This window comes from Gordonia sp. SID5947 (genome assembly GCF_009862785.1).
GTDB lineage: Bacteria > Actinomycetota > Actinomycetes > Mycobacteriales > Mycobacteriaceae > Gordonia.
Window position 1 is genome coordinate 1764777 of the sequence record NZ_WWHU01000001.1, and the last position, 13903, is coordinate 1778679.

13 protein-coding genes and 1 riboswitch are annotated in these 13903 nt (G+C 67.3%); of the genes, 4 read left to right on the forward strand and 9 right to left on the reverse strand.

Translation table 11 applies throughout. The annotated features are described in order from the left end of the window. Nucleotides 1-52: 52 nt before the first annotated feature. Genes GTV32_RS08175 through GTV32_RS08185 form a run of 3 tightly spaced genes read right to left on the reverse strand, consistent with a single transcriptional unit; the run spans nt 53 to nt 2867 of the window. Nucleotides 53-1057 carry an ABC transporter substrate-binding protein gene (locus tag GTV32_RS08175; protein WP_161059719.1) on the reverse strand — a complete coding sequence of 335 codons (1005 nt, stop codon included), beginning with the start codon at nt 1055-1057 and terminating at the stop codon, nt 53-55. Then, nucleotides 1054-1830 carry an ABC transporter ATP-binding protein gene (locus tag GTV32_RS08180; RefSeq protein WP_161059720.1) on the reverse strand — a complete coding sequence of 259 codons (777 nt, stop codon included), beginning with the start codon at nt 1828-1830 and terminating at the stop codon, nt 1054-1056. The genes GTV32_RS08175 and GTV32_RS08180 overlap by 4 nt, the downstream gene beginning before the upstream one ends. Then, nucleotides 1830-2867 (reverse strand): iron ABC transporter permease, encoded by a 1038-nt coding sequence (locus GTV32_RS08185; protein ID WP_161059721.1) that lies wholly within the window; start codon nt 2865-2867, stop codon nt 1830-1832. Before GTV32_RS08185 ends, GTV32_RS08180 begins: the two co-directional genes overlap by 1 nt. Before the next feature lie 89 nt (nt 2868-2956). Then, a riboswitch (cobalamin riboswitch) is annotated at nt 2957-3172 on the reverse strand. Nucleotides 3173-3218: 46 nt separating this feature from the next. Between GTV32_RS08185 and GTV32_RS08190 the strand changes: the two genes are divergently transcribed. Both GTV32_RS08190 and GTV32_RS08195 read left to right on the forward strand, forming a co-directional pair. Further along, on the forward strand, nt 3219-3746 hold the full coding sequence (locus GTV32_RS08190; protein WP_161059722.1) for a hypothetical protein: 528 nt from the start codon (nt 3219-3221) through the stop codon (nt 3744-3746). A gap of 252 nt (nt 3747-3998) precedes the next feature. Continuing rightward, entirely contained in the window at nt 3999-5366 is a 1368-nt protein-coding gene (locus GTV32_RS08195) for a PepSY domain-containing protein (protein WP_343287441.1), read from the forward strand. A 62-nt stretch (nt 5367-5428) separates the two neighbouring features. Here GTV32_RS08195 and GTV32_RS08200 read toward each other — a convergent pair whose 3' ends face one another. Then, a complete protein-coding gene (locus tag GTV32_RS08200; RefSeq protein ID WP_161059724.1) occupies nt 5429-6499 on the reverse strand; it encodes a 3-deoxy-7-phosphoheptulonate synthase in 1071 nt (356 codons plus the stop codon). 260 nt (nt 6500-6759) lie between these two features. Further along, complete coding sequence (locus tag GTV32_RS08205) at nt 6760-7206, reverse strand: Lrp/AsnC family transcriptional regulator (RefSeq protein WP_161062404.1); 447 nt, start codon at nt 7204-7206, stop codon at nt 6760-6762. A 97-nt stretch (nt 7207-7303) separates the two neighbouring features. On the opposite strand from GTV32_RS08205, the gene rocD reads away from it, so the two are divergent. Further along, the gene (gene rocD / locus GTV32_RS08210) at nt 7304-9376 is read left to right on the forward strand and encodes an ornithine--oxo-acid transaminase (RefSeq protein ID WP_161059725.1); all 2073 of its coding nucleotides are present in this window, start codon (nt 7304-7306) and stop codon (nt 9374-9376) included. Beyond that, entirely contained in the window at nt 9373-10014 is a 642-nt protein-coding gene (locus GTV32_RS08215; protein WP_343287252.1) for a histidine phosphatase family protein, read from the forward strand. Before rocD ends, GTV32_RS08215 begins: the two co-directional genes overlap by 4 nt. 13 nt (nt 10015-10027) lie before the next feature. Here the strand turns inward: GTV32_RS08215 and GTV32_RS08220 are convergent, their stop codons facing one another. The 4 genes from GTV32_RS08220 to mca form a co-directional block, all read right to left on the reverse strand. Further along, nucleotides 10028-10513, reverse strand: coding sequence for a TspO/MBR family protein (locus GTV32_RS08220; protein WP_161059726.1), 486 nt, complete (start codon nt 10511-10513; stop codon nt 10028-10030). 105 nt (nt 10514-10618) lie between these two features. Then, a complete protein-coding gene (locus GTV32_RS08225) occupies nt 10619-12679 on the reverse strand; it encodes a thioredoxin domain-containing protein (RefSeq protein ID WP_161059727.1) in 2061 nt (686 codons plus the stop codon). Further along, nucleotides 12654-13007, reverse strand: coding sequence for a hypothetical protein (locus GTV32_RS08230; protein ID WP_237421497.1), 354 nt, complete (start codon nt 13005-13007; stop codon nt 12654-12656). Before GTV32_RS08230 ends, GTV32_RS08225 begins: the two co-directional genes overlap by 26 nt. After that, complete coding sequence (mca, locus tag GTV32_RS08235) at nt 13004-13900, reverse strand: mycothiol conjugate amidase Mca (RefSeq protein ID WP_161059728.1); 897 nt, start codon at nt 13898-13900, stop codon at nt 13004-13006. Before mca ends, GTV32_RS08230 begins: the two co-directional genes overlap by 4 nt. Between the last annotated feature and the right edge of the window lie 3 nt (nt 13901-13903).

Consider the following 13903-nt stretch of genomic DNA (forward strand, 5'->3'; position numbering starts at 1 on the left):
AGACGCGACCCGACCGCGGGTTCTGCTGTCAGCAGAACCCGCGTCGTGGCCATCAGAATCCCACCGACCGGAGGTAACGGGCGACCGTCGTGATCGCGGCAGGATTGCGGGGGCCTTCCACCAACGCCGCATACGGCAGCGCGAGGAACCGCCCATGGCGTACGGCGTCGGTCTGCGACATCAGCGGATGGGCTCGCAGTTGCCGGATCTTGGCCTCGACAGTGTTCTCGGGCCCCGCGCCGTAGTCCACGATCAGGATCACCTGCGGGTCACGTTGGGCGGCCGCTTCCCATGACGTCGATGCCCACGAATCCGCGAGGTCGCCGAAGATGTTGGTACCGCCGGCCTCCGAGATGATCTGTTCCGGCGCGGCGTATCTCCCCGCCGTGAACGGGTTGGGATCGGCACTGTCGAAAAGGAACACACGAGACCGCCGGTTGGCAGCCGGCGCGGTCGCGTTGGCCTTGGTCACCGTGACGCGATAGTCGGTGACCAGCGCATCCGCCCGGTCGCGGACACCGAAGATGTCGCCGATGTTCGTCAGGTCGGCGTACAACGCATCGAGGGGCGGCATGATGCCGCGCTCGGCGCTTCCCGGCTGTCGGCAGGCCTCGGTCAGCTGGTACGGCGTTGCACCCAGACCGCGAATCCATTCCGGTGTGACCCCGGTCGATTCCTTGAACCCATAATTCCACCCTGCGAAGACGAAGTCGGGATCCGCAGACTGGATGACCTCGCGGGTGAATCCGTCCCCCAGCGAGGTGGTCCGCTCGAAATCGGCACGCCACGGAGAAGATTCGATGTCCCGCTCCTTCCCTGCATACGTGGTGTATCCGGCCATCCGGTCGGACAGACCGAGCGCAAACATGATCTCGGTGATGCCGGTGTCGTTCGTGACGACCCGGTCGGGACGTCCGGGTACGGTCAGCGGTGCACCGCAGTTCTCCACGCTGACCTCTCCGCCGCCCGTGCTCGGCGCCGCACCCTCAACCTGCGCACCACAGCCGGACAACACCAGCAGTGCCGAGAGGCCCATGATCACCGATCTCGTCGTCATTCTGCTTCTTTCTCGTCGAAGATGACCTGGGGAACGTTCAGGCGTGGATGATCGAAGACATGGGCGCCGATGCCGAAGAACCGGCGGATGGCTGCGGGTGTGAGGACCTCGCGTGGTGTTCCGGTCGCAACCACCTGACCGTGCGCGAGCACCACAAGCCGGTCGCAGAACTGTGCGGCGATGTTCAGGTCGTGCAACGCCGCGACCACAGTGACCTCGCGATCGCGCGCCGCACGCAGCACTGCGTACTGGTGCCGGACATCGAGATGGTTCGTCGGCTCGTCGAGAACCAGGACTGCCGGCTCCTGCGCGAACGCACGGGCGATCAGAACCCGTTGTGCCTCACCACCGGAGAGCGAGGTGAATGCTCGGTCGACCAGATGTGCCACGCCGGCGTCGCTCATCGCCTGCGCGCAGAGCTCCCGGTCGCGATGGCCGGTGGAGCTCGTCAGGGAACGATGCGGCAGACGACCGGTCGCGACCACCTCCGCCGCCGTGAAGTCGAAGTCGAGGGCGATCCGTTGAGTGAGGGCGGCAACCTGACGAGCGTTGTCCCGCATGCTGATCGACGTGACGTCACGGTCTCCCACCCGCACACGCCCCCGGGTCGGGTCGAGAGCGCGGTATAGGCAACGCAGCATCGTCGACTTCCCGCTGCCGTTGGGGCCGACGATGCCCAGGAAACTGCCCCGCGGCGCGTGGACCGTCACGTCGCGCAAGATCGTCGCATGTCCGATTGCGACGCCGACCTCGTCGTAGTCCACCGCCCGCATCACCCCGCCTCCGTGCCGCGGCGGCGCATCAGGAGCAGAAAGACGGGCACACCGACCGCGGCCGTGATCGCACCGAGCGGGAGCTCTTGCGGCGGTATGACGGTTCGGGCCAGCAGATCGGCGGTGACGAGAAACACGGCGCCGATGAGCGGTGTGACCACCACCAGGCGGCGATGGTCGGCGCCCACCAGAAGCCGTGCCACGTGTGGCACCACCAGTCCGACGAACCCGATGGCCCCGCACACCGAGACCATGACGCCGGTCATGAGCGCTGCCACGACGAACAGCAGCATGCGGAATCGCGAGGCGCGCAGGCCGAGTGATGCCGACACCTCATCGCCCATTGCCAGCGCGTTGAGCTGGCGGGCGAGTCCGGCGACGACCACGAGGCCCATCAGCACCACGGCCGCCATGAGCCCCGCGGTGCGCCAGCTCGTCGCTGCGAGACTCCCCAGTAACCAGAACATCACACTGCGAGCGGCATCGCCCGCAGGCGCGAGGAAGACCAGCACCGTGGTCAAAGCCGAAAACCCGTACCCCAGAGCAGTTCCGGTGAGCACCAGCCGCAACGGCGTGAGACCGCCGGGCGATCTCGCGATCGCGAAGACGATCGCAGTGGCGGCCAACGCGCCCACGAATGCGGCGCTCGGGAGCGCGTAGACACCGGCCCCGGCGAAGACTCCGAACAGCAGCACCGCGGTTGCGCCCACCGATGCTCCCGACGAGATGCCCAGCACATACGGATCGGCCAGCGCGTTGCGGACCATCGCCTGAACCACGAGGCCGACAGTGCTCAAGCCTGCCCCGACCAGTGCACCGGAGAGAACACGAGGGAGTCGCGAATCGACCACGATCCGGTAATCGGCGGCGTCGGCCGCGGTGACGACGCCACCGACCAGGTCGGCCCACAGGTATCCGAAGGCATCACGCCACGGGATGTCGGCTGTGCCGAAGATGAGTCCGAGCACGGAGACGGCCAGAAGCCCCGATACGCAGAGCGCACTCAGCACGCTCACGCGCAGCCACTGCCTGGTCATCGCACCTCGTCACATACCGAGGGCACACGACGACGCCGACCGACCGGCGGCACCGACCATGTCCCACGGAGTCGATGTCGACCGCGGCACACCGCTGCGGTCACGTCGGCAGGTCTTCGGACTCCCGGACACGGCACTGTTCGTGCCACCTAGTGACGGCCGCTTCCCAGGTCATCGCTGACCCAGTGCTCCTGGTCGCTGTCGTTTCCGGTCACCGCTGCGGGGCAGCTCTGGATTCTCACCAGATTCCCTCTTGCGCTCGATCCGGACGAACCGGACGCGAGACCGACGCAACACCGAACCTAGCAGCCGACTCGATCGGCGTTGCAACACCGTCATAGGATGCGAGCCATGGACCCGCAGGCCCACACCCTCGAGAACGTTCGAGGTTGCGTCGTCGGTGCGTCGTCGGGGGTCACCGCGATCCTCGCGCACTCGGCGGCCGGCGGCGGGTTGCCGGACACCACGGCGCTCACCCTCCTCGTCGCGGTCTGCGCCGGACTGGGCTGGACGGCGGCGGTCACAGCTACGTCGAAGGCCGGGCGGCCCGGTCTGGTCGGCATGCTCGTCGCCGGACAGGTCGTGGGACACCTCTCACTCGTCGCCCTGTCGCATCACCACGCCACCCTGTTCACCCCGTCGATGGCGACGTTCCACGTGGCCGCGACCGTCGTGGCGGCCGCATCGGCTCTCGGCCTGGAGTCCGCCCTGAGCGCGACTCTGTCGGTGGTGATCCGGACAGTTCTCACCCTCATCTCATCGCCGGTGGACGACTCGACTGCCTGGAGCGTGCTGCCCGCGGACGACGACCGTCTGCGCCCCGGCCGCCGGCATGTCCGGCCGGTCGGCACCCGCGGCCCGCCCGCAGCCGCGATCTGACCATTCCTCATCCTCGCTGACCTGCCCGCGACAAAAGCACGCGCCGGTCGGCTCCTTGCGTATGCGCGCGGCATGACGACGCCGCGCGCCGCATTCAGCTGTGAAAGGCGGACCGCTGTGTCCCTCACCCAGGAACCACCACCCCCACGTCCCCTCCCCTCGTCGACACCGGTAGACCTCCCGGATTCGTCGACACCGTCCGGCCCTCCTCGCGACCGGCCGGGCAGTCGCCGCACCGCCTGGGAACCGCTGGTGCGGCGATTGCACTTCTACGCAGGCATTCTGGTGGCACCATTTCTGATCGTCGCGGTCGTCAGCGGCGGGTTGTACGCGCTGGCACCGAGTCTCGAGAAAGTCGTCTATCGCGGGCAACTACACACCGACAGCACGGGTCCGACTCGCCCCGTCGCCGATCAGATCCGCGCCGCCATGGCCGAGCGACCGGATCTCACCCTCTCCGCGGTGCGCCCGGCGGCGGCACCCGGCGACACCACGCGCGTGCTGTTCGACGACCCGTCATTGGGCGAGTCCGAGCGGCTGGCGGTCTTCGTCGATCCCGTCACCACGCGGCCGGTCGGGGAGCTGGTGAGCTACGGCAGCTCCGCGGCGCTCCCACTGCGAACCTGGTTCAGCCAGCTGCATCGTCACCTGCATCTGGGCGAACCGGGCCGTGTGTACAGCGAGCTCGCTGCGTCATGGCTGTGGGTGATCGCATTGGCGGGTCTCACACTGTGGGTCGCCCGCCACCGCCGCACGAGGCGCGACCGCAAGGCCCGGCTGATCACCGTCGACCGTTCCACGACCGGGCGGGCCCGCACGCTGAACTGGCATGGTGCCGTGGGCGTCTGGATCGTCGTCGGCGTGCTGTTCCTCTCGGCGACCGGCCTGACCTGGTCACGATTCGCCGGCGAGAACATCGGCGAGTTGCGTTCGGCGCTGAGCTGGACCACTCCGAGTGTCTCCACGTCCCTCGACCGATCCGACATGTCGCCCTCCGCACACAGCGGGCACGAGGGCCACGCGGGCGGGCACGATCCCGTCGGGAGCAACGCGACCGATGACACTGTGGCGCAAGTGGACTCGGTTCTGTCCGATGCGCGTCGCGTCGGGGTGACCGATCACGTCGAGGTCACTTTACCGACCGACGAGACAACCGCGTTCACGGTCGCCGAGACACGACAGCCATGGCAGTTCTCACCGAACACGGTCTCCGTCGACGGAGCGACCGGACAGGTCGTCGACGTCTCCTGGTTCGCCGACTGGCCGGTCGCCGCGAAACTGAGCACATGGGGCATCTCGCTGCACATGGGACTGTTGTTCGGCCTCGTCAACCAGGTGGCACTGCTCGTGTTGGCGATCGGCCTGCTCGCCGTGATCGTCCGCGGCTACCAGATGTGGTGGCAGCGTCGCCCCCGTCGTACCGGCCGCACGATCTCGGTCGGACGGCCGCCGCAACGAGGGGCCTGGCGGCGACTACCGGTCCCGACGCTTGTGGCGGTGGCGGCGATCGCCGTCGCAGTCGGTTGGCTCATCCCGCTCCTCGGTATCAGCCTTGCCGGATTCATCCTCGTCGACATCATCGTCGGCCACGCGGAACGGTTGCGGCACAAGCACAACTGACCCGAGATGTCGGTCGCGGCGGCCGGGGGCGACAGCGGCATGTCCGCCCCCGCCGCCGCGCGTCAACTCTGGGCCAGCGTTGCCAGCACTGCCGCGCTGGCCTCCCAGCCCATGCATTTGTCGGTGACCGACTGGCCGTAGGTCAGCGGACGGGCGTCCGGCGACTGTGCGCCCGGCTCGAGGAAACTCTCGAGCATGACGCCGCTGATCGCCACCTTCTGGCCCGCACGACGTACCGACCCGATCGTCGCGGCGAGTTCATTGGCGACCTCGGCCTGCCGAACGTGGTCCTTGCCGGAGTTCGCGTGCGAGCAATCGATCATCACTCGTTGCGGCAGAGCAGCTTTCGCGAGCGCGTCGACCGCTTCCGCGACCGACTCCCCGTCATGGTTCGGTCCGGCGGTGCCGCCACGCAGGATCACGTGACAATCGTCGTTACCTGCGGTCTCCACCACGGATCCGTGGCCGAAGTCGTCGACGCCGAAGAACACATGTTGCGCCGCCGCCGCTTTCACACCGTCGATCGCGACCTGGACGTTTCCGTCGGTACCGTTCTTGAAACCGATGGGCATCGACAGTCCCGATGCGAGCTGGCGGTGGACCTGCGACTCCGTGGTGCGCGCCCCGATGGCACCCCAGGCGACGGTGTCGGCGATGTATTGCGGGCTGGTCGGTTCCAGGAACTCGCACCCGACAGGCAATCCGAGGTCGATGATGTCGAGCAGCAGCGAACGAGCGGTCCGCAACCCGCGCTCCACGTCGAAGGTCCCGTCCATCCCGGGATCGTTGATGAGGCCCTTCCACCCGACTGTGGTGCGCGGCTTCTCGAAGTAGACGCGCATCACGATCTTCAGACGATCGGCGTAGTCCTTGGCCAGCGGTGCCAGCCGTCGTGCGTAGTCCAGCGCCGCCACGGGGTCGTGTACCGAACACGGACCCACGACGACGAGCAGGCGGTCGTCTCTACCGGCGAGGATGTCGGCGATCTCGTCGCGATCGTTGCGCACCGCCACCGCGCGACGGGCGGTCAGCGGCAGTTCACTGCGAATCGTGTCGGGCGACGGGATGGAACGGAAGGACTTGACCCGGCGATCGGAGGTCGATTCGGCAGTCAAGTCGGGAATGGTGGTCACGTCATGCCTTTCGGGGTCTGGCCCGGTCGATGTCGGGTGCCCCTGGTTGCTCACAGATCACCGGAGGCCCTTGAAATGACGAAAGCAGCAACCTCGTGGTTGCTGCTCGGGCTCCGGGTGTGGTGCGCGCGACGATCAGCGCCTTATCGCGGCCCCACCCGGAGCCTCGATAAAGCGCCAATAGGCGCGTGCGGTGGTCATCACGGCGACCAGGCTAGCACGACCCCGCACCGCGTCCAATCGCGTTGATCCGGCGTCGCTCACGGGTGCCCCCGGTCGATGAGCTGACTCAGCACGATGATGGACTCCGAGTGGTCGACCGGACCTGCGCTTCGAATCCGTTCCAGCGCCTGTTCCAGGTGGCGCACGTCGCGAGCGCGGACCCGGAGGATGGCGTCCGCCTGACCGGTGATGGTCGCGGCGCTGACGACTTCCGGAATCGGTTCCCACGCCGCCTTCAGCGAATCGGGCGAGATGTTGCCCCGGCAGGAGACCTGGACATAGGCCTCGGTGGTCCACTGCATCGCGTGCGGATCGACGATCGCCGTGAATCCCTTGATCACGCCGTCCTCGACCAATCGGTCGACCCGCCGCTTCACCGCCGGAGCCGATAGGCCCACCTGGTCACCGATCTGCGCGAACGTGGCCCGGGCGTCCTTGGTCAAGCAGGCGAGCACCTTCTCATCCAGATCATCGAGCTGACGCAATGCATCTCCATCTGTTGAGTACATCTGACCGCTTTGTTGCGGGCATGCGCAACACACGTCGATTGATTGCACACAGGACCGAGGATAGCGTCGATTCATGACGCTGACGAGCCCTGCTCTCGCCCTCCCGGTGCGCACGTCGCGGTTGCGGACCTATGCCATGACCCCGCCGGTCCACTTCACGGTCGCCTACACGATCAATCCCTGGATGGACCCCTCGACGCCGGTGGACTCCGACCTCGCGATCGCTCAATGGCGCCGTCTGCGTGCGGCCTACCAAACCCTCGGCCACACCGTCCGAGTGGTCGATCCGCACCCTGACCTTCCAGACATGGTCTACGCAGCCAACGGCGGTCTCAGCATCAGCGGACACACGGTCGCGGCTCGCTTCGCATTTCCCGAACGCGGCCCGGAGGGCGACCTCTATGCGGCCTGGCTCGAGGCCAACGGGCTCGGTCCGGTCCATCGGACTGTCGGCATCCAGGAAGGCGAAGGTGACTTCCTGGTCGTCGGAGAGCGCATCCTCGCCGGTACCGGATTTCGCAGCCACCGTGACACCCACGCCGAGATCGCGTCGATCACCGGAATGCCTGTGGTGACCCTCGAACTGATCGATCCGCGCTTCTATCACCTCGACACCGCGCTCGGTGTGCTCGACGACGAGAACATCGCGTACTACCCACCTGCGTTCTCCCCTGCGTCGCAAACGCTGCTCGCCGAGCTGTACCCCGAAGCCATCGTCGCCACAGATTCCGACGCCGCAGTCCTGGGCCTGAATCTCGTCTCCGACGGTCGGCACGTCGTGATGACCGATGCGGCCCCGCGCCTCGCCCGGTCACTCCGCACCGCCGGGTACCAACCCGTCGAGATCGATCTCTCCGAACTCCTCAAAGGCGGCGGTGGCATCAAGTGCTGCACCCTAGAATTGAGGGGCACCGACAAGGAGGTCGTCATGTCGTCTCCTGCGACCGTTCCCGCCGCCTCACCTCCGGCTGAACCTCATGTCGCACAAAACTATTCGCCACTACCGGTCACCGCCGCGACTGCCGAGGGCTGCTGGATCACCGACGTCGACGGGCGACGTTTTCTCGACTGCCTCGGCGCGTACTCGGCCGTCAACTTCGGCCACCGCAATCCCCGGATCGTCGCCGCGGCGACCGCCCAACTCGACCGGATCACGTTGACCAGCCGCGCTTTTCGATCCGACCGACTCGAACCGTTCTGCGCCGCGCTCTCAGCGCTGTGTGACAAAGACATGGTGCTGCCGATGAACACCGGCGCCGAGGCAGTCGAATCGGCGATCAAGGTGGCCCGCAAATGGGGTTACGACGTCAAGGGTGTGCCTGCGGGTCAGGCGAAGATCGTGGTCGCCGACGGCAACTTTCATGGCCGCACCGTCACCATCGTGAGTTTCAGCGACGACCCCGTCGCACGAGACGGCTTCGGCCCGTACACTCCCGGATTCGTGCGCGTGCCGTATGGGGACGCGACAGCCATCGCATCCGCTGTCGACGAGAACACGGTCGCCGTTCTCCTCGAGCCGATCCAGGGCGAAGCCGGGATCATCGTGCCACCGGACGACTACCTACGTCGCGTCCGTTCGCTCTGCACCGAGCACGACGTCCTGATGATCGCCGATGAGATCCAGTCCGGGCTCGGCCGGACGGGAACGACCCTCGCCGTGCAGCACTGGGACGTGGAGCCCGACATCTACACCCTGGGCAAGGCGCTGGGCGGGGGCATCCTGCCCGTCTCGGCCGTGGTGGCCGACCGGGAGGTCCTCGGGGTGTTGCACCCCGGCGAACACGGATCCACGTTCGGCGGTAATCCACTGGCCGCCGCGGTCGGGCACACCGTGGTCGACATGCTGGCCGAGGGCACATGGCAGGCCCGTGCCGCCGAACTCGGCGACCGCCTACACACCCGGTTGCGCGATCTCATCGGGCACGGCGTGGTCGCGGTCCGTGGTCTGGGCCTGTGGGCCGGGATCGACGTGGAACCGTCGCTCGGCAGCGGAAAGGACATCTGTGTGCGCCTGGCCGGTCGCGGAATCCTGGCGAAGGACACCCACGGCTCGACGCTTCGGCTCGCTCCGCCCCTCGTGATCACCGAGGCGGAGATCGACTGGGCGGTCGATCAGCTCGCGGAGGTCGTAGGCTCGGCAGGGTGACCGACGATCGACTCGCCGCAGGCATCCCGACGAACCGCCGAGTACTGCTCATCCGGCACGGGCAGACCGAATGGTCGTTGAGCGACCGGCACACCGGCCGCACCGACATCGACCTCACCGCGCGGGGAGCGGAGGACGCTCGCGCACTTGTCGGCATCGCCGACCGCCTCGGCCTCGCGACACCATACGTCTTCGCCTCGCCGAGGCTGCGTGCCCAGCGCACCGCCGAACTCGCCGGCCTCGCCGTGGACGAGGTCGATGACCGCTTCGCCGAATGGGATTACGGGGATTACGAAGGCCGCACCCGCGCAGAGATCCACGCCGACGGCGATCCCGACTGGACGATCTGGACTCACGGCGGACCGCACGGTGAATCCGTCGACGACATGACCACCCGAGTCGACCGCGCGGTCGACCTCGTCGAGGAGCGCCTGACACGGTCCGATGTGATCATCGTGTCCCACGGACACTTCTCCCGGTCGTTTGTCTGCCGTTTTCTGGACTGGCCGATCGGCCAGGGCGCCGCGATCGACCTGCGGCCCGCAGGTGCGGCGCTGCTCATGCAGCTGGGGAGTGATCGACGGCTGTGCGCACTGGTCGGACCGGAAGGAGCCGCCGCCACTCACCTGGCGCTCTGACCGTCGGAACGGCTCACCCGTCCCGATTCAGCCACCAGGTGCTCGTCGACAGCGCGGTCGCGAACGCGCACCAGGCGGGATACGACGCGAGCGCCACGCCCGCACGCCGGTCGACGCGCGCGCTGCGGAGAGCCAGGTCGGCGCTGCTCGCGGTGAGTACCGCGGCAAGAATCGATGCACCGCCCAATCGGTGCTGCCCGAAATACACCCAGGTCCACCCCGCGTTGAGCGCGAGATTCGCTCCGAGCGCGCCGATGTACGCGCGACGCGCTGCGTCGTCTCCGACATCTCTCAACCCATCGATCGTGGCGGCTGAGGTGACCGCGAGGTCGGCGTACAACGCTGTCCAGGCGACGGGGAAGACCCAGTTCGGCGGCACAAAGCGCGGCTTACGCAAGGTCGGATACCACGATTCGACGGCAGGCTTGGTGACCACGCTGCCGACGACTGCGGCAGCGGCCGAAGCCAACGTGGTCCCGGTCAGGGTGGAAATGCGCATACCGCCGTTCTACCCGAAAGACGCGACAGTTCCCGCCGACCGGGCGCAGCTTGTCGCCGATCGGGCAGGCCATCCACCTGTCCTCAGGGAGATGGCTGTCCGGGATCAGCCTGTCGCCAAAGCTCCCTCGAGCGCTCGGCCCTCCGTCACCGGTAGCCCGCAGACCGTGCCACGGCAGACATAGGCGGCATCGGCTCCGTCCACCGTCCCCCGCCCGTCCAACAGGGGCATCGAATCTCGTTCCCCGGCAACGACGATCGTTCCGCCGGGCGCAACCAGACGAGCGTGCGCGGCGAGATCGCCCATGCTGTCCGGGCCTTGAGCGATCGCGATCTGCAGCGGTCCGGAGACACGGGCCTGCGCCACCGCCAGCCAGTGGCCCGCCGACCGAGGCACCTTCGCCAGCAGAACCACCGCGCGCGCCAACGTCTGATCGAGCAATTCCGCATAGCGCGTGGCCGGCCCGAAATCCGCCAGGGCCGACGCCGCCAGCAGCGCCTCGGCCATCAGTGACGCGCCGGCCGGGGTGGCCCCGTCGACCGGATCACGGGGTCGCGTGATCAGTCCGTCGCCGACGGCGTCGAACCAGGTCCCTGGCGCATCCGGATCTGCGAACTGCTCGATGGTCGCATCGAGAACAGCCAGTCCGTCTTCGCGCCAATGCGTTTCGCCGGTAACCTGATGAAGGGTCAGCAGAGAGGTGACGAGGGCGGCGTGATCGTCGAGCGCCGCCGCAGGCTGGCCGACGACGCCACCCAGCGACGAACGCCGCAACTGCCCGCCGACGACATGACGATCGAGCATCGCGCGAGCGCACCAGGCACCAAGATCGATCCAGTCCGGACGCCCGAGACCGGCGCCCGCCTCGACCAAAGCCGTGACGGCCATGGCGTTCCAACCGGTGACCACCTTGTCGTCGCGCGCGGGCTGCACCCGCCCGCTGCGAACCGCCAGAAGTCGCCGCCGGATCTCCGCGAACCGGACCGGGTCGTCGGGGTCGTGCGGCAGTTGCAGCGTCGACCGACCGTGTTCGAAGGTGCCGTCCGAGGTCACCTCGAGAACCTCTGCCGCCCAACGTCCATCGCTCTCGCCGAGGGCTTCGACCAACTCAGCGGGCGACCACACATACGTCGAACCCTCCACGCCGTCGGCATCGGCGTCGAGCGACGATGCGAACCCGTCCGTCACACGCAGGTCCCGCTCGAGGAACTCGATGGTCTCCTCGACAACCCGCATCGCAAGCGGGTCACCTGTACGACGTGCCAGATGCGCGTAGGCACGCAACAATTGCGCGTTGTCGTAGAGCATCTTCTCGAAATGCGGTACCACCCAGTCGTTGTCGACCGAGTAGCGAGCGAACCCGCCGGCCAGTTGGTCGTAGATGCCGCCTCGTGCCATCGCGGACGTGGTCCGGATCGCCGCGTCCATCGGCCGCGGATCGGCGGTCCGCTCGGTCGCGCGGATCAGCCCCTCCAGCAACGCTGACGGCGGGAATTTCGGGGCCCCTCCGAATCCGCCGGACTCGACGTCCTCGTCGTCGAGGATCGTGGTGACCGCGTGGGCGAGCAATCGATCATCGACACCGACGTCGGCGAGCGGCAGGGCCTCGGCGTTGGCCCGCAGATGATCACGGACCCGACTGCCCATGGCATCGATCTCGTCGCGTCGCTGTGTCCACGCCTCGACGACTGCACCCATGATCTGGACGAAGGACGGCATCCCGCCACGGGGGGACGACGGGAAATAGGTACCGCAATAGAACGGGTCGCCGGAGGGGGTGAGGAAGCACGTCATCGGCCACCCGCCCTGCCCGGTCATCGCCACGGTCGCGTTCATGTAGATCGTGTCGATGTCGGGACGTTCTTCCCGATCGACCTTGATGCACACGAAATCACGGTTCATCACCGCAGCGGTGGCGGCGTCTTCGAATGATTCGTGTGCCATGACATGGCACCAGTGACAGGCGGCGTAGCCGACGGAGAGCAGGATCGGCACGTCGCGGCGGGCGGCCTCGGCCAAGGCCTCGCTCCCCCACTCCTGCCAGTGCACCGGGTTGTCGGCGTGTTGGCGGAGATACGGGCTCGTGGATCGTCCCAGGGCATTGCGCTGCAGGTCCCCGTCACGACCCACCTCGGTCGATTCAGGTCCCGGCTGACTTCCGTTCATCGGGCTGCACCCTGTCTCTGGTGTCGGGGTCTGTGGTGTCGGGGTCTGTGGTGTCGGCATCGGCGGTGGCCGGACTTCCCTCACCGTCGACAACCGAATCGGTGCCGTCGTCGAATGCCTGATCCGGTTCCGGATGGTCGGCGTCAAAGGTCTTCGGCAGCTTCTTCAACTGCGAGTTCATCGACCTGATCAGGAGCGCCGTGGCCACGAGCAGGACGACGATGATGAGCAGGCCGAGGGGCGAGGCCTTGCCGAACTCGGGCCCCTCGGGCTGCTGAGCCGCCAGGATCTGGTAGCTGGCCACGTGCATCGGGTTCAGCGGGCTCATGGCTCCTCGATTCCCGCGAACAGATCGGTTTCCGGGATCGAGGTCTTGACTCGTGTCTGCGCGAGCTCGAACTCCTCGGTCGGCCACAGCCGCTGCTGCCACTCGAGCGGCACCGCGAAGAAGACCCCGTTCGGATCGATCTGGGTCGCATGTGCCCGCAGCGCGTCGTCACGCTGTGGGAAGTACTTGCCGCATTCGACCTGGGTCGTCACCCGACCCATCAGGTCTCCACGACCGGGCTCCCACTTGCTGAGCCATTCCGTGAACGGACTCTCCTGACCGTGCCGTTCGAACTCGTCGGAGAACAGAACCATTCGATCCCGGATGAACCCATGCGTGTAATAGATCTTCGACACGGTCCACGGTTCGCCGGTTCCGGGGTACGCCTCCGGGTCGCCGGCTCGCTCGAACGCGGCGAGCGACACCTCGTGATCCCGGATGTGATCCGGATGCGGATAACCGCCCCGCTCGTCGTAAGTGACCATCACGTGCGGCCGGAACTCCCGGACCACGCGGACGAGCGCTTCGATGGCCTCCTCGATGGGGATGGCGGCGAATGACCCCTCGGGCACGGGAGGCAGCGGATCGCCCTCGGGAAGACCGGAGTCGACGAAACCGAGCCACATCTGCTCGACCCCGAGCGCCGCGGCCGCGTTCGCCATCTCCTCTTTGCGGACCTCACTCATCCGCTCTTTCACGCCCGGGCGGTCCATGGCCGGGTTCAGGATGTCGCCACGCTCACCACCGGTGAGCGTGACCACGAGCACGTCGTGGCCCTCGGCCGCATACTTCGCGGTCGTCGCGGCGCCCTTGCTGGACTCGTCATCCGGGTGAGCATGCACCGCCATCAGACGGAGACCTGCATGCGGTCCACCTGTGTGAGATTCGGTCACGCT

Coding starts and splice junctions, on each gene's coding strand:
- GTV32_RS08175 (WP_161059719.1), bottom strand. CDS start 1,057: ATGACGACGAGATCGGTGATCATGGGCCTCTCGGCACTGCTGGTGTTG.
- GTV32_RS08180 (WP_161059720.1), bottom strand. CDS start 1,830: ATGCGGGCGGTGGACTACGACGAGGTCGGCGTCGCAATCGGACATGCG.
- GTV32_RS08185 (WP_161059721.1), bottom strand. CDS start 2,867: ATGACCAGGCAGTGGCTGCGCGTGAGCGTGCTGAGTGCGCTCTGCGTA.
- GTV32_RS08190 (WP_161059722.1), top strand. CDS start 3,219: ATGGACCCGCAGGCCCACACCCTCGAGAACGTTCGAGGTTGCGTCGTC.
- rocD (WP_161059725.1), top strand. CDS start 7,304: ATGACGCTGACGAGCCCTGCTCTCGCCCTCCCGGTGCGCACGTCGCGG.
- GTV32_RS08220 (WP_161059726.1), bottom strand. CDS start 10,513: ATGCGCATTTCCACCCTGACCGGGACCACGTTGGCTTCGGCCGCTGCC.
- GTV32_RS08225 (WP_161059727.1), bottom strand. CDS start 12,679: ATGAACGGAAGTCAGCCGGGACCTGAATCGACCGAGGTGGGTCGTGAC.
- GTV32_RS08230 (WP_237421497.1), bottom strand. CDS start 13,007: ATGAGCCCGCTGAACCCGATGCACGTGGCCAGCTACCAGATCCTGGCG.